Annotated in this window: 17 protein-coding genes and 1 tRNA gene; 7 read left to right on the top strand and 11 right to left on the bottom strand. The window is 74.8% G+C overall.

The features are described 5' to 3' along the window. Window positions 1-45: 45 nt before the first annotated feature. The gene (locus GY42_RS05995; protein WP_046528640.1) at window positions 46-1,125 is read right to left on the bottom strand and encodes a LacI family DNA-binding transcriptional regulator; all 1,080 of its coding nucleotides are present in this window, start codon (window positions 1,123-1,125) and stop codon (window positions 46-48) included. A gap of 171 nt (window positions 1,126-1,296) precedes the next feature. Between GY42_RS05995 and GY42_RS05990 the strand changes: the two genes are divergently transcribed. The 4 genes from GY42_RS05990 to GY42_RS05975 all read left to right on the top strand — a co-directional run bounded on the left by GY42_RS05990 (window position 1,297) and on the right by GY42_RS05975 (window position 6,597). Further along, entirely contained in the window at window positions 1,297-2,532 is a 1,236-nt protein-coding gene (locus tag GY42_RS05990) for a sugar ABC transporter substrate-binding protein (protein ID WP_046528639.1), read from the top strand. A 109-nt stretch (window positions 2,533-2,641) separates the two neighbouring features. After that, a complete protein-coding gene (locus tag GY42_RS05985) occupies window positions 2,642-4,276 on the top strand; it encodes an ABC transporter permease subunit (protein ID WP_046528638.1) in 1,635 nt (544 codons plus the stop codon). Further along, on the top strand, window positions 4,276-5,184 hold the full coding sequence (locus tag GY42_RS05980) for a sugar ABC transporter permease (RefSeq protein ID WP_046528637.1): 909 nt from the start codon (window positions 4,276-4,278) through the stop codon (window positions 5,182-5,184). The genes GY42_RS05985 and GY42_RS05980 overlap by 1 nt, the downstream gene beginning before the upstream one ends. 123 nt (window positions 5,185-5,307) lie before the next feature. Next, window positions 5,308-6,597: a deoxyguanosinetriphosphate triphosphohydrolase gene (locus tag GY42_RS05975; protein ID WP_046528636.1), complete on the top strand. Its 1,290-nt coding sequence runs from the start codon at window positions 5,308-5,310 to the stop codon at window positions 6,595-6,597. Window positions 6,598-6,622: 25 nt separating this feature from the next. Here GY42_RS05975 and GY42_RS05970 read toward each other — a convergent pair whose 3' ends face one another. Next, on the bottom strand, window positions 6,623-6,964 hold the full coding sequence (locus tag GY42_RS05970; protein WP_046528635.1) for a YciI family protein: 342 nt from the start codon (window positions 6,962-6,964) through the stop codon (window positions 6,623-6,625). Between the two features lie 129 nt (window positions 6,965-7,093). On the opposite strand from GY42_RS05970, the gene dnaG reads away from it, so the two are divergent. Beyond that, complete coding sequence (dnaG, locus tag GY42_RS05965; protein ID WP_046528634.1) at window positions 7,094-9,049, top strand: DNA primase; 1,956 nt, start codon at window positions 7,094-7,096, stop codon at window positions 9,047-9,049. Window positions 9,050-9,094: 45 nt separating this feature from the next. Here the strand turns inward: dnaG and GY42_RS05960 are convergent, their stop codons facing one another. Continuing rightward, entirely contained in the window at window positions 9,095-9,889 is a 795-nt protein-coding gene (locus tag GY42_RS05960) for a transglutaminase-like domain-containing protein (RefSeq protein WP_046528633.1), read from the bottom strand. Window positions 9,890-10,251: 362 nt separating this feature from the next. Next, window positions 10,252-10,674, bottom strand: coding sequence for a phage holin family protein (locus GY42_RS05955; protein WP_046528632.1), 423 nt, complete (start codon window positions 10,672-10,674; stop codon window positions 10,252-10,254). A 231-nt stretch (window positions 10,675-10,905) separates the two neighbouring features. On the opposite strand from GY42_RS05955, the gene GY42_RS05950 reads away from it, so the two are divergent. Beyond that, a complete protein-coding gene (locus GY42_RS05950) occupies window positions 10,906-11,478 on the top strand; it encodes a metallophosphoesterase family protein (RefSeq protein WP_201775256.1) in 573 nt (190 codons plus the stop codon). Between the two features lie 24 nt (window positions 11,479-11,502). Here the strand turns inward: GY42_RS05950 and GY42_RS05945 are convergent. The 5 genes from GY42_RS05945 to GY42_RS05925 all read right to left on the bottom strand — a co-directional run bounded on the left by GY42_RS05945 (window position 11,503) and on the right by GY42_RS05925 (window position 14,213). Continuing rightward, window positions 11,503-11,575 (bottom strand) — tRNA-Asn (locus GY42_RS05945). 89 nt (window positions 11,576-11,664) lie between these two features. Continuing rightward, window positions 11,665-12,177 (bottom strand): hypothetical protein, encoded by a 513-nt coding sequence (locus GY42_RS05940; protein ID WP_052748230.1) that lies wholly within the window; start codon window positions 12,175-12,177, stop codon window positions 11,665-11,667. Between the two features lie 55 nt (window positions 12,178-12,232). After that, window positions 12,233-12,985, bottom strand: a complete 753-nt coding sequence (locus tag GY42_RS05935; protein ID WP_082131369.1) for a phosphatase PAP2 family protein — start codon at window positions 12,983-12,985, stop codon at window positions 12,233-12,235. Continuing rightward, a complete protein-coding gene (locus GY42_RS05930) occupies window positions 12,982-13,686 on the bottom strand; it encodes a phosphatase PAP2 family protein (protein ID WP_046528631.1) in 705 nt (234 codons plus the stop codon). The genes GY42_RS05935 and GY42_RS05930 overlap by 4 nt, the downstream gene beginning before the upstream one ends. 68 nt (window positions 13,687-13,754) lie before the next feature. Then, the gene (locus tag GY42_RS05925; RefSeq protein ID WP_046528630.1) at window positions 13,755-14,213 is read right to left on the bottom strand and encodes a winged helix-turn-helix transcriptional regulator; all 459 of its coding nucleotides are present in this window, start codon (window positions 14,211-14,213) and stop codon (window positions 13,755-13,757) included. Window positions 14,214-14,293: 80 nt separating this feature from the next. Between GY42_RS05925 and GY42_RS05920 the strand changes: the two genes are divergently transcribed. After that, complete coding sequence (locus GY42_RS05920; protein ID WP_152667224.1) at window positions 14,294-15,514, top strand: MFS transporter; 1,221 nt, start codon at window positions 14,294-14,296, stop codon at window positions 15,512-15,514. Here the strand turns inward: GY42_RS05920 and GY42_RS05915 are convergent. Then, window positions 15,471-16,184, bottom strand: a complete 714-nt coding sequence (locus GY42_RS05915) for a tyrosine-type recombinase/integrase (RefSeq protein WP_160309398.1) — start codon at window positions 16,182-16,184, stop codon at window positions 15,471-15,473. The genes GY42_RS05920 and GY42_RS05915 overlap by 44 nt on opposite strands. Then, window positions 16,169-16,525, bottom strand: coding sequence for a hypothetical protein (locus GY42_RS19340; RefSeq protein ID WP_160309397.1), 357 nt, complete (start codon window positions 16,523-16,525; stop codon window positions 16,169-16,171). The genes GY42_RS05915 and GY42_RS19340 overlap by 16 nt, the downstream gene beginning before the upstream one ends. Between the last annotated feature and the right edge of the window lie 23 nt (window positions 16,526-16,548).

Here is a 16,548-nt window from a genome sequence, read left to right as displayed (position 1 = left end):
CGGGCGCGCGGGGCGCCGGGGGTCGGGCGGGGACGACGCGCGCAGTCAGCGCGCGGCGGGGACCGCGGCGGCGACGGGCGCGTCCGCGGGCACCGCGGGTGCGCTGCCGGTCGAGCCGCGCACGACGAGCTCGGGGTGGAACAGCAGCTCGGCGCGCGCGGCGCGCGTGCCGGTGATCTCGGCGACGAGAGCCGAGACCGCGGCGTGGCCCATCGCGGCGACGGGCTGGCGCACGGTCGTCAGCGGCGGGTCGGTGAACGCCACGAGGGGCGAGTCGTCGAACCCGACGACCGACACGTCCTCGGGGACGCGCAGGCCGAGCTGGCGGGCGGCGCGCACGGCGCCGAGGGCCATGAGGTCGGAGCCGCAGACGACCGCGGTGTGTCCCGACGCGAACAGCTCGGTCGCGGCGGCCTGTCCGCCCTCGACCGTGAACAGCGTCGAGACGACGTGCGCGTCGGCGTCGGCGGTCCCGAGGTGCTTCTCGAGGAGCGAGACGAACGCGTCGCGCTTACGCTGCGAGGGGACGAAGCGCGTGGGCCCGACGGCGAGCCCGATCGCACGGTGGCCGAGGGAGTACAGGTGGCGGAACGCCTGGTCCATCGCGGCGGTGTCGTCGGTCGACACGGCCGGGGCGTCCACGCCCTCGGCGTAGCCGTTGACGAGCACGAGCGGGACGCCGCGGCCCCGCAGCCGGTGGTACCGGTCCTTGCTGGCCGTGGTGTCGGCGTGCAGGCCCGACACGAAGACGATGCCGTCGACGGAGTGCTCCATGAGCAGCTCGACGTACTGGTCCTCGGTGGTGCCGCCGGGGGACTGCGTGCACAGCAGCGGCGTGTAGCCGCGGTCGCTGAGCATGGTCTCGATGATCTGCGCGAACGCCGGGAAGACCGGGTTGGTGAGCTCGGGGACCACGAGCCCGACGAGCCCGGCGGACCGCATCCGCAGCTTCTCGGGGCGCTCGTACCCGAGCATGTCGAGCGCCGTCAGCACCGCCTGCCGCGCCTGTGCGGACACGCCCGGCTTGCCGTTGAGCACGCGCGACACCGTCGCGGTGCTCACCCCGGCCTGCTCGGCCAGGTCGGTCAGTCGTGTGCGCACAGACGGCAGCGTAGTCGGGGTCATCGGACCTCCTCGTCCTGGTGCCGCTCCTCGTGCGGAGCACGCTGTGAAACCGTTGCCTGAAAGTTACCGTAACGATTTGCAGCAACGGGTGCAACGCACCTACCTTCACGTCATGGGCCGACGGCGGCACGACCGGCGTCGGTGAGTCGAACGACTTACAGGAGACGAACGATGCGACGAGGCATCCCGGCCGCAGCGGTGGCGCTCGGCCTCGCACTCACGCTCACGGCGTGCGGCGGTTCCAGCGACGACACCTCGGGCGGCTCGACGCCCGGCAGCACGGCCGACGGCGGCTCGGGCGACGGCCTCGTCGTCTGGGTCGACGAGACCCGCAAGGACGCGGTCGAGCAGGCCGCCAAGGCGTTCGAGGACGAGAACGACGTCGACGTCGAGCTCGTGCTCAAGAACTTCGAGGACATCCGCGCCGACTTCCTCGCGCAGGTCCCGACCGGCGAGGGCCCCGACATCACCGTCGGCGCGCACGACTGGCTGGGCGAGCTCACCACCAACGGCGTCGTCGCCCCCATCGAGCTCGGCGACAAGACCGCCGACTTCGAGGACGTCGCGATCCAGGCGTTCACGCAGGACGGCCAGGTGTACGGCCTGCCCTACGCGATCGAGAACATCGCCCTCATCCGGAACACCGCGCTGGCGCCGACCGCGCCCGCCACGTGGGACGAGGCCGTGGCCGCCGGGCAGGCCGCCGGCACCAAGTACCCCTTCCTCATCCAGACGAGCACCGAGGGCGACCCGTACACGTACTACCCGCTGCAGACGTCGTTCGGCGCACCCGTGTTCGCGCAGAACGCGGACGGCTCGTACACGGCCGACCTCGCCATGGGCGGCGCGCCCGGGCAGGCGTTCGCGACGTGGCTGCAGGCGCAGGGCGCGGCGGGCGTGCTGTCGACCGACATCACGTACGACATCGCGGTCGAGGCGTTCAAGAACGGCGAGTCGCCGTTCATCGTCGGCGGCCCGTGGATGCTCGAGCAGTTCGCGGACCTCGACCTCGCGATCGACCCGGTCCCCGCGGCCGGGCCGCAGGCCGCGCAGCCGTTCGTCGGCGTCCAGGGGTTCTACGTCTCGGCGCAGAGCGACAAGGCGCTCCTGGCGAACGACTTCCTCGTCAACTACATCGCGACCGACGAGGCGCAGCTCGCGCTCTACGAGGCCGGCAACCGCCCGCCGGCGCTCAAGTCGGCCGCCGAGCAGGCGTCCGCCGACCCGATCACCGCGGGCTTCGCGGCCGTCGGCGCCGACGCGGTCCCGATGCCCTCGATCCCCGAGATGGGCTCCGTCTGGGCCTTCTGGGGCGTCACCGAGGCGAACATCATCTCCGGCCAGGCCGACCCGGTCGCGGCGTGGGACAAGATGATCGCCGACATCCAGGGAGCCATCGGCTCCTGACCCCCTCGCTCCGGTCGCGCCGCGGATCCCCCCGCGGCGCGGCCGGGCGGTCCGGTCCACCTTCTGCGGCGCACCGACGCGCCGACCTCCACCGCTCGGAAGGCGCGCGATGTCCACGCAGGCTCCCACGGTCGACGGCACGAGCGACGCCGTCACACCACCGGGTCCGTCCGGCCCCACCGACCGCCGCGCGGGCCGCGGCCCCGGGCGCGGCCCCGTCCGACCCGGCACGCTCGTGAAGATCGCGCTCATGGCGGTCGTGAACGCGCTCGGCGTGTTCGGGATCCTCGCGGCGTGGCGCGAGGGCAGCATGGGCATCCTCGTGTCGATGGTCGCGCTCGTCGCGGTCGCCGACTGGGTGTACTTCTCGCGGCGCTCGCTGCCGATGAAGTACATCCTGCCCGGGCTCGCCTTCCTGCTGGTCTACCAGGTGTACGTCGTCGCCTACACGGGGTTCGTCGCGTTCACCAACTACGGCGACGGCCACAACTCCACCAAGGAGCAGGCCGTCGAGGCGCTGCTCATCCAGAACGAGCGCCGCGTCGAGGGCTCCGCGTCGTACCCGCTGACCGTCGTCGAGCGCGGGGGCCAGCTGGGCTTCGCGGTCGTCGAGGACGACGAGGCGCTCGTCGGCACGGCCGACCAGCCGCTCGCCGCGGCCGACGGCGCGACCGTCGAGGACGGCCGGGTCACGCAGGTGCCCGACGCGACCGTGCTGAGCCGCCAGGAGATCCTGGCGCGGCAGGCCGAGGTCACCGCGCTGCGCGTGCCCGTCTCCGACGACCCGAACGACGGCTCGATCCGCACGCAGGACGCGCGCACCGGGTTCGTGTCGACGCCGTCGCTCACGTGGGACCCCGAGGCCGACACGATGACCGACGTCGCCACGGGCACGGTGTACCGCGCGACGTCCGAGGGCTGGTTCCAGGCGGACGACGGGCAACGGCTCAACGTCGGCTGGCGCGTCATGGTCGGCGTCGACAACTTCCGCACCGCGTTCGGCGACGAGCGCTACGCGGGGCCGTTCCTGCGCATCCTGGCGTGGACGTTCGCGTTCGCGATCCTGTCCGTCGTCACGACGTTCCTGCTGGGGCTGTTCCTCGCGATCACCTTCAACGACACGCGGCTGCGCGGGCGCAAGATCTACCGCACGCTGCTGATCTTCCCGTACGCGATCCCGGGGTTCCTCGCGGCGCTGCTGTGGTCCGGCCTGCTCAACCGGTCCTTCGGGTTCGTCAACCAGGTGCTGCTCGGCGGGGCCGCGGTGCCGTGGCTCACCGACCCGTGGCTCGCCAAGCTCTCGGTGCTCGGCGTCAACCTGTGGCTCGGGTTCCCGTACATGTTCCTCATCTGCACCGGGGCCCTGCAGTCCCTGCCGTCCGACGTGCTCGAGGCCGCCAAGGTCGACGGCGCGAGCGCGATGCGCACGTGGCGCTCGGTCACGCTGCCGCTGCTGCTGGTCGCGACCGCACCGCTGCTCATCTCGTCGTTCGCCTTCAACTTCAACAACTTCACGCTCATCTACATGCTCACGGGCGGCGGGCCGCGGTTCGCCGACGCGTCCGTGCCGCTCGGCCACACCGACATCCTCATCTCGATGGTCTACTCGGTCTCCGGGCTCGACGGCACGGCCGCGAAGAACTACGGCCTGGCCAGCGCGTTGTCGATCGTCATCTTCGTCATCGTCGCGACGATCTCCGCGATCACCTTCAAGCGCACCAAGCAGTTCGAGGAGATCAGCTGATGACCACGACGCACGTCACGCCCACGCGCACCGCCGCGGCCCGCGCCGCCGCCCCCCGGATGCGTCCGCACCGCTGGTTCGCCGAGCTCGGGTGGCGGCACCTCGTCGGCGTCGTCGCCGTCGTGTACGCGGTGTTCCCGATCGTCTACGTCATCTCCGCCTCGCTCACCGACGGCGGCACGCTCACGGGCTCCAACCGGCTGTTCGCGTCGCTCAGCCCCGCCAACTACGAGGCGCTCGGCGGCACGATGTTCTGGACGTGGCTCGGCAACTCCCTGCAGATCGCGATCGCCACCGGCGTCGGCACGGTCCTCATGGGCGCCGCGGCCGCCTACGCGTTCTCGCGGTTCCGGTTCACGGGGCGCCGCGCAGGCCTCACGGCGCTGCTCATCATCCAGATGTTCCCGCAGATGCTCGCGTTCGTCGCGATCTTCCTGCTGCTCATCGGCCTCGGCAACGTCGTCCCGTCGCTCGGCCTCAACAGCAAGCTCGCGCTCATCGCCGTCTACCTGGGCGGCGCGCTCGGCGTGAACACGTTCCTCATGTACGGGTTCTTCAACACCGTCCCGCGCGAGCTCGACGAGGCCGCGAAGATCGACGGCGCGACGCACGCGCAGACCTACTGGACGATCATCCTGCGGCTCGTCACGCCGATCCTCGCGGTCGTCGCGCTGCTGTCGTTCATCGCGACGTTCGGCGAGTTCATCATCGCCCGGCTCGTGCTGCAGTCCGAGCGCAACTGGACCGTGGCCGTCGGGCTGTACGGCTGGGTGTCGTCGCTGCTCGAGGCCAACTGGGGGCTGTTCGCGGCCGGTGCGGTGATCGCCGCGCTGCCGGTGCTGCTGCTCTTCCTGTTCCTGCAGAAGTACATCGTGGGCGGGCTCACGGCGGGCTCGGTCAAGGGCTGAGCCCGCCCCCGCCCTCCCGGCCAGGGGCGACGAGGCGACGCGGACGCCGTGCGGCGTGGCCGAACCGGCGCCGGCGACGGGCCTCGCGACGGTCCTCGGCGGCGCCACGCCTACCCTGGGCACGTGACAGCCCTCGACCCCACCGTCCGCGACCTCGACGGCTACTGCGCCGCCGACCGCGACCGCTGGCTCGCCGAGGGGGAGAAGTCGCGGGAGCGCACGCCGTTCGAGCGGGACCGCGCGCGCCTCGTGCACTCCTCGGCGCTGCGCCGCCTCGGCGCCAAGACCCAGGTGCTCGGACCCTCCACGGACGACTTCGTGCGCACGCGCCTCACGCACACGCTCGAGGTCGCGCAGGTCGGCCGCGAGATCGGCAAGGCGCTGGGGTGCGACCCCGACGTCGTCGACACCGCGTGCCTCGCGCACGACCTCGGCCACCCGCCGTTCGGCCACAACGGCGAGCGGGCGCTCGCCGAGCTCGCGCGCGGCATCGGCGGCTTCGAGGGCAACGCCCAGACCCTGCGCCTGCTGACCCGCCTCGAGCCCAAGGTCGTCGCTCCCGACGGCACGTCGGTCGGCCTCAACCTCACGCGCGCGAGCCTCGACGCCTCGGTCAAGTACCCGTGGCGCTACGGGCAGGGCCCGGTGAGCCCGGCGAGCGGGCGTCCCACGCACAAGTTCGGCGTCTACGAGGACGACCTGCCGGTGTTCGCGTGGCTGCGGGCCGACGCACCCGAGGGGCGCAAGTGCCTCGAGGCGCAGGTCATGGACCTCGCCGACGACATCTCGTACTCGGTGCACGACGTCGAGGACGCGGTCGTCGGCGACCGCGTCGACCTCGGCGTGCTCACGCGCCCCGACGAGCGTGCCCGCGTGCTCGACGCGGTCGACACCTGGTACGGCGCGCAGGTGTCCGGGCCGGAGCTCGAGGCCGCGATGGACCGCCTGGTGGCGGCGCGGCTCTGGGAGCCGGGCTTCGACGGGTCGCGGCGCGCGCTCGCGGTCCTCAAGGACGCGACCAGCCAGCTCATCGGACGGTTCGCGAAGGCCGCGCAGCAGGCGACCCGCGCGCGCTACGGCGACGGCCCGCTGACCCGCTACGCCGCCGAGCTCGTCGTCCCGCACGAGACGCTCGCCGAGATCCTCGTGCTCAAGGGCCTCGCGGTCGCGTACGTCATGGCGCCGCGCGAGCTCGAGCCGCTGTACCAGCGGCAGCGCGACGTGCTGCACGACCTGGTGACCGTGCTGGCCGACCGCGGCCCGGACGCGCTCGAGGCGCCGTTCGCGGCGGACTGGCGCGCAGCCGGAGACGACGCCGCACGCCTGCGCGTCGTCGTCGACCAGGTCGCGTCCCTCACCGACGTGTCGGCGGTCGCGTGGCACTCCCGGCTGGTCCGTCCGCCGCGGCACTGACGCCGCGGCGGACGGTCCGGCGCGCTCAGTCGTCGGCGCCCAGCGGCCACACCGGGCGCACCTCGACGCGTCCCGCGCGCGCCATCGGGTGCGCCGCCGCGACCGCGAGCGCCTCGTCGAGGTCCGCGCAGTCGATCACGTCGTAGCCCGCGATCTGCTCGCGGGTCTCCGCGAACGGGCCGTCCGTGAGCACCACGCGGTCGCCGCGGCGTCGCACGGTCGTCGCGGCCTCCACGGGGCGCAGCCGGTCGCCGTGCCGCCACACGCCGCGCGCGTCGACGTCGGCGCCCCACTCCTCGATGGTCGGGTCCCCGGGGGCGGCGTCCTCGCCGTCGGGGTCGGTGCAGATGAGCAGCAGGTACTCCACGTCGTCCTCCTCGTGCCGCGGGCGCGTGCCGCCCGGTCGCCGCCATGACGAGCGACGGTCGCCACATTCGACACCCGGCCGCCCGTCGCCGCGATCCGACCACGCCCGCGGACGCCTAGACTCACGCCCGTGGCGGGACGGATCCGGCGGGAGGACGTGGAGGCCGTCCGCGAGCGCGTCCGGATCGAGGACGTCGTGGGCGCGCACGTCGCGCTGCGGCCCGCGGGCGTCGGCTCCCTCAAGGGCCTGTGCCCGTTCCACGACGAGCGCACGCCGTCGTTCCACGTGCGGCCCCAGGTGGGGCGCTACCACTGCTTCGGGTGCGGCGAGGGCGGCGACGTCATCGCGTTCGTCCAGGCCGTCGACGGGCTGGGGTTCACCGACGCGGTCGAGTACCTCGCGTCGCGCGTCGGCCTCCAGGTGCGCTACGAGGACGGCGGCCCGACGCGCCCCGGCGAGGAGCCCGGTCGTCGTCGGCGGCTGCTCGACGCGCACCGCGTCGCCGAGGAGTTCTACCGCGAGCAGCTCGTGACGCCGCAGGCCGCGGCCGCGCGCGCGTTCCTGTCGGAGCGCGGGTTCGACCGCACGGCCGCCGAGACGTTCGGCGTGGGGTACGCGCCGCAGGGCTGGGACGCGCTGCTGCGTCACCTGCGCGGGCGCGGGTTCACCGAGGCCGAGCTCACCGCGTCCGGGCTCGTGAGCCAGGGGCAGCGCGGCGTGTACGACCGGTTCCGCGGGCGCCTGGTGTGGCCCATCCGCGAGGTCACCGGCGACACCGTGGGCTTCGGCGCGCGGCGCCTGTACGACGAGGACAACGGGCCGAAGTACCTCAACACCCCCGAGACGCCGCTCTACCGCAAGTCGCACGTGCTCTACGGCATCGACCTGGCCAAGCGCGAGATCGCCAAGGCCAAGCAGGTCGTGGTCGTCGAGGGCTACACCGACGTCATGGCGATGCACCTGTCGGGCGTGCCCACCGCGGTCGCGACGTGCGGCACCGCGTTCGGGTCCGACCACTCGCGAATCGTGCGGCGGCTCGTGGGCGACGCGGGCGGCGCCGGGGGCGTGCAGCTCGCGGGCGGGTCGTCGGTGGGCGGCGAGATCGTGTTCACGTTCGACGGCGACGCGGCCGGTCAGAAGGCCGCGCTGCGCGCGTTCGGCGAGGACCAGGCGTTCAGCGCGCAGACGTTCGTGGCCGTCGAGCCGTCGGGCATGGACCCGTGCGAGCTGCGGCAGGCGCGCGGCCCGGACGCGGTGCGCGCGCTGGTGAGCACGCGGCAGCCGCTGTTCGCGTTCGTCATCCGCTCGACGCTCGCGGCGCACGACCTCACGACCGCCGAGGGGCGCGTCGGGGCGCTGCGTGCCGCGGCCCCCGTGGTCGCGGGCATCCGGGACTCGGCGCTGCGGCCCGAGTACGAGCGTCTGCTGGCCGGGTGGCTGGGCATGGACGACGTCGCGGCCGTGCGGCGTGCGGTGTCCGACGCGTCCCGGCGCGGTGCACGCCCGGGTGCGCGGCCCGGGCCCGAGCGGGACGCCCGGCGGCCGGTCGCGGGCGACGCGGCACCCGCACCCGTGCCGGTCGCGCGCATGACCGCGCCCGACCGCCGCGACCCCGTCGCGCAGGTCGAGCGCACGGCGCTCGAGGTCGTGCTGCAGCACCCCACGCTCGTGCCGCCGGACTTCGACGCGCTCGCGCCCGACGCGTGCACGGCACCGGCCTACCGCGCCGTGCACGAGGCCGTCCGCGCGGCGGGCGGCGTGAGCGCGGCCGCCGACCTGGTGGCACGCGGCGGCGAGGCCGCGTGGGTCGGCGCGGTGCTCGAGGAGGCCGCCGAGCCGGTGCGCCCGCTGCTCACCGAGATGTCGGTCGCCCCGCTGCCCGAGGACCGCCCGGAGTCGTTGCCGGGCTACGTGCGCGGCGTCGTCATGCGGCTCGTCGACATCGGGTACACGCGCCGGATCGCCGACGTGCGCGGCCGCCTGCAGCGGCTCGACGCGGCGGCCGACGCGGGGGAGCAGCGCGCGCTGCTCGGCGAGCTCCTCGAGCTCGAGGCGCGCCGTCGGTCGCTGCGCGAGAGCGCCTGACCCGGGGCTCCCGCACGTCGGACGCCCCCGCGGCGGCGTCCGCGCTCAGCCCAGCGTGACGAGCCCCGTGCCGTCGTCCTCGACACGCGTGTCGCTCACGGCCGTGACCGTGAGCGCACGCAGCCGCAGGCTGCCGCCGTAGTACGACAGGAACGCGGTGTCGGTCGCGTCGCGCCCGGTCGCGATGCGCAGCAGCGAGCCGCGCGGCGCGAGCCGGGTCGCGTCGACCACGTGCCACGCGCCCTCGACGTACGCCTCGGCGACGGCGTGGAAGTCCATGGGCCGCAGGCCCGGCGCGTACACGGCCGCGAGCCGCGCGGGCGTGTCGCAGGCGCGCAGCAGCGCGACCACGAGGTGCGCGAAGTCGCGGCACACGCCGCGACGCTTGAGCAGCGTGTCGGTCGCACCGTCGGTCGGCAGGCTCGACCCCGACAGGTAGGTGACGTGGTTGTTCACCCACGCGACCACGGCGTCGAGCAGCGCGGCGCCGGACAGGCCGCGGAACTGGTCGCGCGCGAACGCGAGCAGCCGGTCGGACTCGGCGTAGCGGCTCGGGCGCCGGTACTCGACCAGGTCGACGTCCTCGACGGGCGTCGTGACGGACCGCCCCACGACGGTCGCCTGGTAGTCGACGACGACGCGCCCGGCGGGCGCCAGCACGCGGTGCACGCGTCCGCCGTGCGGCGTCTTGATCTCCTGCACGTCGAGCGGTGCGTCGTCGGACCGCACGTGCAGCGTCTCGGTGCGGTCGAAGGGCCCCTCCGCGACGGCCACGGACAGCAGCAGCTCGAGCGGTGCGTGCACGTCGAGCGAGAGGTGGGCGGCCACGGAGCGCAGCACGACGGGTCCTTCCCCGGCCAGGACGGGCCGGACGACGGGTGGTGACGGGGGAGACGAGCGGGGTCGAGCGGGGTGGGGCGTGCGGGGTCCACGACGTCCCCGGGCGGGCGTCGGAGGGCGTCCGACGGCGCGCGGGGCGGAGCGGGGGAGAAGCAGGGGGAACGGCGGTGCGGGGCGCGGCAGGGCCCGTGCCGACGGGGCGGGAGCCCGGCGTCCGGCGCACGGACGTCGTCAGTGTGAGGCCTGCGCGGACGTTCGTCCAGCCCCGTCGGTGACGCGGGTGTCCGTGCAGGTCAGGGGCGTGTTCGAGCGTGCCGCGACCGCCCGGTCGCACGCCGTCGCGCGGACGGGCCGGCGTCGCGTCAGGCGCGGCCGCCGCGCCGTCGTCCGGTCGCGGCGGGAGGGCCGTCCGCGGGCCGGTCCTCGCGCCGCAGCACGAGCGGCAGCACGATCGTCGCGAGCGCGGTCACGACCCACACGACGAGCGTCGCGAGGACCCACGCCGCGACCCCCGAGATGCGCAGCCCCGACGTGAGCAGCCGAGCGAGCAGCAGCGCGACGAACGTCGACAGGACACCGACGCCGCCGAGCAGCGCGGGGGCGTACCGCGTGGTCGCGCGCACGGCCAACGGCGCCAGCAGCGACTGCGCGACCGCGAACACCACCACGGTGACGACGAACCCGGACGCGGTCACGCGCACGCCGTCGACCAGCAGCGCGGCCGCGAGCAGTCCGAGCGCGGCCGAGCCCAGGAACACGACGGCGCGCAGCAGCAGGCGGGTCATGGGGTCACCGTAGCCCCGGCGTGCTGCCGCGGCGAGGGTCCTCCCGTGCCCGTGCCCGTGCCCGTGCCCGTGCCCGCGCCCGTGCCCGTGCCCGTGCCCGTGCCCGTGGGGTGGCGCGGGTGCGACGGCGGGCGTGGCGCGCGAGCATCGGGGGATGACCACCCGCGTCCCGGCCGTCCCGGTCGCCCCAGCCGTCCCGGCCTCTCCCGTGCGACGTCGCGGTGGGCGGCGGTGACGGCCGCCGACGCGGTGCGGGTCGTGGCCGTCGCGGACACGCACGTCCCGGCCCGGGCCCGCGACCTGCCGCTTGCCGTGTGGCGCGCCGTCGACGACGCGGACCTCGTGGTGCACGCGGGGGACTGGGTCGACGAGGACCTGCTCGACGCGTTCGAGCGCCGCGCGACCCGGCTCCTCGCGTGCCACGGCAACAACGACCCCGCCAGCCTCGTCGCGCGCGTCCCGGAGGTCGCCACGGCCACCGTCGCGGGCGTCCGCGTGGGGGTCGTCCACGAGACCGGTGCGGCCGGCGGGCGCGAGCGCCGTTGCGACGAGCGGTTCGCCGACCTCGACCTGCTCGTCTTCGGGCACAGCCACGTGCCGTGGGACTCCGTGACGCCGCGCGGGACGCGCCTGCTCAACCCCGGGTCGCCCACCGACCGGCGCCGGCAGCCGGCGTGCACGTACCTGACGTTCACGCTGCGCGACGGCGCGGTCGAGGACGTCGTGCTGCACCGGCTGCCGCTGCGCGCGCCGGCGCGGCGCCGTCCCGGCTCGGGAAGAACGAAGGCCCCCGACCCGCGGTGACGCGGGCCGGAGGCCTCGTGGATGCTCCCCCGACTGGACTCGAACCAGTAACCCTTCGATTAACAGTCGAATGCTCTGCCAATTGAGCTACGGGGGATCGTGCGGGAAAACCCTAGCAGGCCCGCGAGGGTGCCTCGGACACCGTCCCGCCCGCGGTCGGTGCGACGTGCGCCACGTCGCACGGGCTCAGCGCGCGAGGCCCGCCTCGGCGCGCACGTGCGCCTCGGCCGCGGCGACGACCCGTGCGACCGCCGGGTCGCCCAGGTCGACCGTCCCGTCGCCGATGACCTGCGTGAACAGGTCGCCGTGCTCGTCGCGCCGCAGCGCGACGCGGACGGGGCCGCGGGCGCCGGGGACCTCGACGTGCTCGACGTGCACCACCGACTGCTGCACGCGCTCGCGGAACGACTGCGCGAAGTCCCACGCGTCCGTCTCGGGGTCGAGCGGCAGCTCGGTGCGCGCCCCGCTGACCCAGTGCACCGTGAGGGTGCTCGTCGCGGCGTCGAGCGACCCGCGGTCGACGTCCGCCCACGGCGTGCGCACCGCACCCTCGTCGCCCACGAGGTGCAGCGCGCGACGCGCCGTCACCGCCCAGCGTCCGTCGGTCAGGGGTGCGCTCGCGAGGATCGCGTCGGCGCGCAGGTCGAGCGCGCGGCGCAGCGGGTCGGGCAGGCGACGGCGTCGGGAGAACAGGGCCACGGCCCCACGGTAGTCCGCGCGTGCCGCGCCACCGGCACGCGACGTGCCGGGGTGCTCAGCGGGCCGGTGCGGGCGACGGCACGCTGCTGCCGGGTCCGGGGGCGTCCGTGACCTCCTCGGGCGTCCGCGGCGAGCGCCGCAGGTAGCCCCACGCGATGACGGCGCAGGTCGCGCCGTTGAGGAACCCGACGGTCACGTCGCTCACCGAGTGCATGCCGCGGTAGACGCGCGCGGTCCCGACCGCGAACGGCACGAGCACGCACAGCACCGTGACTGTCCACCGCAGCGCCGGGCGGCGGATGCGCTGCGCGACGAGCGCGAGCGTGAGGTAGAACGCGGCGGCGGCCCCGGTGTGCCCGCTCGGGAAGCTCGACGTCGGCGGCGCGTGGTCGAGGTGCTCGACGTCGGGCCGCTCGCGGCCGACCACGGCCGCGGCGCTGAGGAACACCGCCGCCTGCAGCGCGACCGCGAGCCCCAGCACGGTCGCGTACCACCACTGCCGCGTGCGCCACCACGTCAGCGCGATGCCGACGAGGCACGCGCCGATCAGCGGTTCGGTCTGGCCGATCGCGGAGAGCCACGTGGTGAGGGTGTCGAGGGCGGGCGTGCGCGCGTCGACGAACCACCGGTTGACGGCCGCCTCCGCGGGCAGCCCGTGCAGCGGACCGGTGAGGAGGAAGCCGGTCCCCACCACGACGCACCACAGCACGGCCGTGGGCAGCAGCGCGCGCCGCAGCACGTCACGCCGCCACTCGCGGCCCGACGGGGCGCGGGTGTCGGTCTCCCAGCGGTGCCAGAACCTGCTCATGCGCCCTCCGGGCGGCCGGCGGACACCGGTGCGGCGTCCGGGTCGTGGGTGCCGCGGCCGCGGAACCCGACGTACGACGCGCCGACGACCGCGACGCCCAGCAGCGTCCCGGCGACGACGTCGGACGGGTAGTGCACGCCCAGCAGGACGCGGTCCGCCGCCGCGCCGACGATCGCGAGCGTCGTGACCGCGACGGCGGTCACGCGGCCGCGCCGCCGCAGCGCCGGCCACGCCAGGACGGTGAGGGCGAGAGCCGCCATGGTCGTGCCGGCCGCGTGGCCGGACGGGAAGCTCGACCCGGGCGCGTGCGCGACCGCGTCCTCGATCACGGGCCGTGCGCGTTGCACGAGGCCCTTGGCGGCGAGCTGCAGCGCCCACCCGGCGGCGACCGTGGCCCCGGCCCACGCCGCGCGCGCGCCGAAACCGTGGCGCCGCCACGCCCACACGCACACGAGCGGCACGACGACGAGGTTGAGCCACCGCGGTGCGAGGACGTCCTGCCACAGCACGAGCGCGGCGCGCAGCGACGGCGACGCGCGCGTGAGGTCCGTGGCCGCGACGACCGTCGACTCGTCGAACCGCACGACGTCGTTGGACCCGCCGCGCACGACGACCGCCAGCGCGACGACGGGCAGCGCGACCGCGGCGCCGAGCAGCACCGCGCGCAGCAGCGCTCGGGACGGGGCTCCGGCGTCGCGCATGGCGAGAGGCTAGGTGCGCGTGGTGCCGCGCGCGCGGCGAGACCTGCCGGGAGGTCCGGGCGCGGTGGTCACGCGGGGGGCCGGACGTGCACGACGCGCGCGTCGTCGCAGGTCAGCTCCTGCCCGTGGCTGTCGGTCGGGATCAGCCGCGGCACCGGCTCGCCGTGGCCGTCGACCAGCGTGGAGCGGGGTTCCCCGTCGGCGAAGGCGTGCCGCTCGCCCCACTGCCGGAGCGCGACGACGACGCCGAACAGGTCCTTGCCGGCGACCGTGAGCTCGTACACCTGACGCCTGCCGGAGGGGGCGTCGACCTGCGCGAGGACGCCGAAGGCGCAGAGCCGCCGGAGCCGGTCGCTGAGGATGTTGCGCGCGATGCCGGTCCGGCGCTGGAGCTCCGTGAAGGACCGTGCGCCGTCCATCGCGTCGCGGACGACCAGCAGGCTCCAGCGGTCCCCGACGAGGTCGGCGGCGCGGGCCACCGGGCACGTCGCGTCCGTCCAGACGGGGGGTGCAGCGTGGGCGGGCATGACCACTCCTTCAAAGTTGCGATCCGCAACCGATCGGGCCTACGGTGCGTTGGTTTCACAATGCTACCGAAGGTGCGAGGGTGACGGCACGGACGAGATCGCTGCTCGCGGTGGCCTGCGGGGTTGCGGTCGCCGGGGTCTACGCCGGGCAGCCCGTGCTCGCGCCGATGGGTCACGACCTCGGGCTTGCCCCCGGCGAGGTCGGCTGGGTCGTGGCGGCCGGGCAGCTCGGCTACCTCGCCGGGCTCGTCCTGCTCGTCCCGCTCGGCGACGTGCTCGACAGCCGGCGGCTCGTCGCCGCGCACCTGCTCGCGCTCGCCGCGGGGCTCGGCCTCGCCGCCGCCGCCCCGGCCGCGTGGGTGGCGTTCGCGGGCCTCGCGCTCGCGGGCCTGTTCGCCGTCGTGGTCCAGACCGTCGTCGCGTACGTCGCTCGCGTGTCCTCGCCCACCGACCGTGGGCGGTCGATCGGCGCCGTCACGTCCGGCGTCGTGGTCGGGATCCTCGGCTCGCGCGTGGTCGCCGGCCTGGTCGCCGAGGCGTGGGGCTGGCGCGCCGTCTACGTGGTCCTCGCCGCCGTGTCCCTCGTCCTGGCCCTGGTGGTGCCGCGCGTGCTCCCGCCCGACCCGCGAGACCCCCCGCCGCGGTACGGCGCGGCGCTGCGCGGCCTGGCCGGCGCGTTCCGCGACCCGGTCCTCCTCAGCCGTGGCACGGTGGCGTTCTTCCTCTTCGCGTCGTTCGGGACGCTCTGGAGCGGGCTCGCCGTCCCGCTCGCCGGTGCGCCCTGGCACCTCGGCGAGACCGCCGTCGGGCTGTTCGGCGTCGCTGGTCTCGCGGGTGCCCTCGGCGCGGCGCGCGCGGGCCGCTGGGCCGACCGCGGGCGCGCCGACCACGCCACGGGCGTCGCCCTCGCGCTCCTGGTCGCCTCCTGGGTGCTCATCGCGGAGCTGCCGCGCTCGCTGCTCCTGCTCGCGCTCGGCGTCGTGCTGCTCGACCTCGCGGTCCAGGTGGTCCACGTCAGCAACCAGCACGTCCTCACCGACGGCCGCGACGACGCGACGGCGACCGTCGTCGGCGCGTACATGGTCTTCTACTCGCTCGGCTCCGCACTCGGCGCCACCACCACCGCGGCGGCCCACGCCGTCGCGGGCTGGACCGGTACGGCTGCCCTCGGCGCGGCGTTCGCCGCGCTGGGCCTGCTGGCCTGGGCGCTGGGCGTCCCGGTGCTCCGCGCCGCGCGACGGTCGCGCGGGCATGCGGTCACGGTGGGCCTGTTGGGGCTTGAACCCACGACCGACGGATGATGAGAGCACGACAGGGGGTGTTGCCCTGTGGTGCGTCGTGATGTCCGATGGTGTGTTCGTGCAGGTCAAGTGCCGTTTCCGACGATCCGTAGATGAGCGCGGCGGTGCGTCGTGGTGTCCTGTGATGCAGCACTCTGCTGCACGTTTGCTGCACGCCCGCGGTCCCCGAGCGCGGCCAGGACGGCCGTCGACGGCACCTCGGCGAGGTGCGCGTACCGCTGGGTGGTGACGGGGACTGGTGCCCCAGGAGCCGGCCGACCTCGGCCAGCGGGACCCCGGCCTGCAGCAGCCACGAGGCGTAGGTGTGCCGCAGGTCGTGCACACGCACGCGCCCCACGCCGGCGGCCCTGCAAGCGGCCGTCCACCGCTTCCGGAAGTTGTCGAGGTCGAGCACGGTGCCGGATGCGCTCGTGAGCACGAGCGGACCGCGGCACACGTCGTACCCGTCGCCGAGGGTGCACGCGCCGCGGCGCGGGGCGCCGAGCTCGAGCCACGGAGCGATCGGGACCTGCCGGGGGCACTTGCCCTTCGGGAACGGCTTCATCGCGCCCTCGGCGTCGGACGAGACCTCGGCGACCTCGATGAAGCCGCGTTTGGCGTCGACGCGGCCCCGGTGCAGCCCGGCGGTCTCACCCCACCGCATGCCGGTGCCGGCTAGCAGGATCGCCATCTGCCGCCACACGCCGTCGAGGTGCGCGACGACGTCGTCGAGCCGAGCTCCTCGTGCGTGAGGTAGCGCTCGACCGACGGCGCGGGCGCCGGAAGGCGCAGGCGCGCGGCGGGATTGGCCGGCAGCACCTCGGCCTCCACGGCGGCGTTGAGCGACGCAGAGAGCAGGTGCACGGTGCGCTGCACGCTCCCGGGCGACAGGCCTCCGGAGCGCAGCGAGGCGGCCCAGGCCTTCACGTCGCGGTGCTCCTGCTGTCCTGCCATCGGCACGAGGGCGCGAGCGCTTGAGCGGACGATGTCGCGCGGCCATGCGGCGGCGGGGCCGAACTTCAGGATCGTCATGAAACCCTCACAAGCTGTTCGAT

It is taken from the genome of Cellulomonas sp. FA1, from assembly GCF_000986825.1.
Classification (GTDB): domain Bacteria; phylum Actinomycetota; class Actinomycetes; order Actinomycetales; family Cellulomonadaceae; genus Cellulomonas; species Cellulomonas iranensis.
This window is presented reverse-complemented; position numbering and strand designations above follow the sequence as displayed.

Excerpts from the sequence above, each read along its gene's own strand:
- GY42_RS05990 (WP_046528639.1), top strand. The coding sequence starts at position 1,297 with ATGCGACGAGGCATCCCGGCCGCAGCGGTGGCGCTCGGCCTCGCACTC.
- GY42_RS05985 (WP_046528638.1), top strand. The coding sequence starts at position 2,642 with ATGTCCACGCAGGCTCCCACGGTCGACGGCACGAGCGACGCCGTCACA.
- GY42_RS05925 (WP_046528630.1), bottom strand. The coding sequence starts at position 14,213 with ATGCCCGCCCACGCTGCACCCCCCGTCTGGACGGACGCGACGTGCCCG.
- GY42_RS05955 (WP_046528632.1), bottom strand. The coding sequence starts at position 10,674 with ATGACCCGCCTGCTGCTGCGCGCCGTCGTGTTCCTGGGCTCGGCCGCG.
- GY42_RS05930 (WP_046528631.1), bottom strand. The coding sequence starts at position 13,686 with ATGCGCGACGCCGGAGCCCCGTCCCGAGCGCTGCTGCGCGCGGTGCTG.
- GY42_RS05995 (WP_046528640.1), bottom strand. The coding sequence starts at position 1,125 with ATGACCCCGACTACGCTGCCGTCTGTGCGCACACGACTGACCGACCTG.
- GY42_RS05935 (WP_082131369.1), bottom strand. The coding sequence starts at position 12,985 with ATGAGCAGGTTCTGGCACCGCTGGGAGACCGACACCCGCGCCCCGTCG.
- GY42_RS05980 (WP_046528637.1), top strand. The coding sequence starts at position 4,276 with ATGACCACGACGCACGTCACGCCCACGCGCACCGCCGCGGCCCGCGCC.
- GY42_RS05915 (WP_160309398.1), bottom strand. The coding sequence starts at position 16,184 with ATGGCGATCCTGCTAGCCGGCACCGGCATGCGGTGGGGTGAGACCGCC.
- GY42_RS19340 (WP_160309397.1), bottom strand. The coding sequence starts at position 16,525 with ATGACGATCCTGAAGTTCGGCCCCGCCGCCGCATGGCCGCGCGACATC.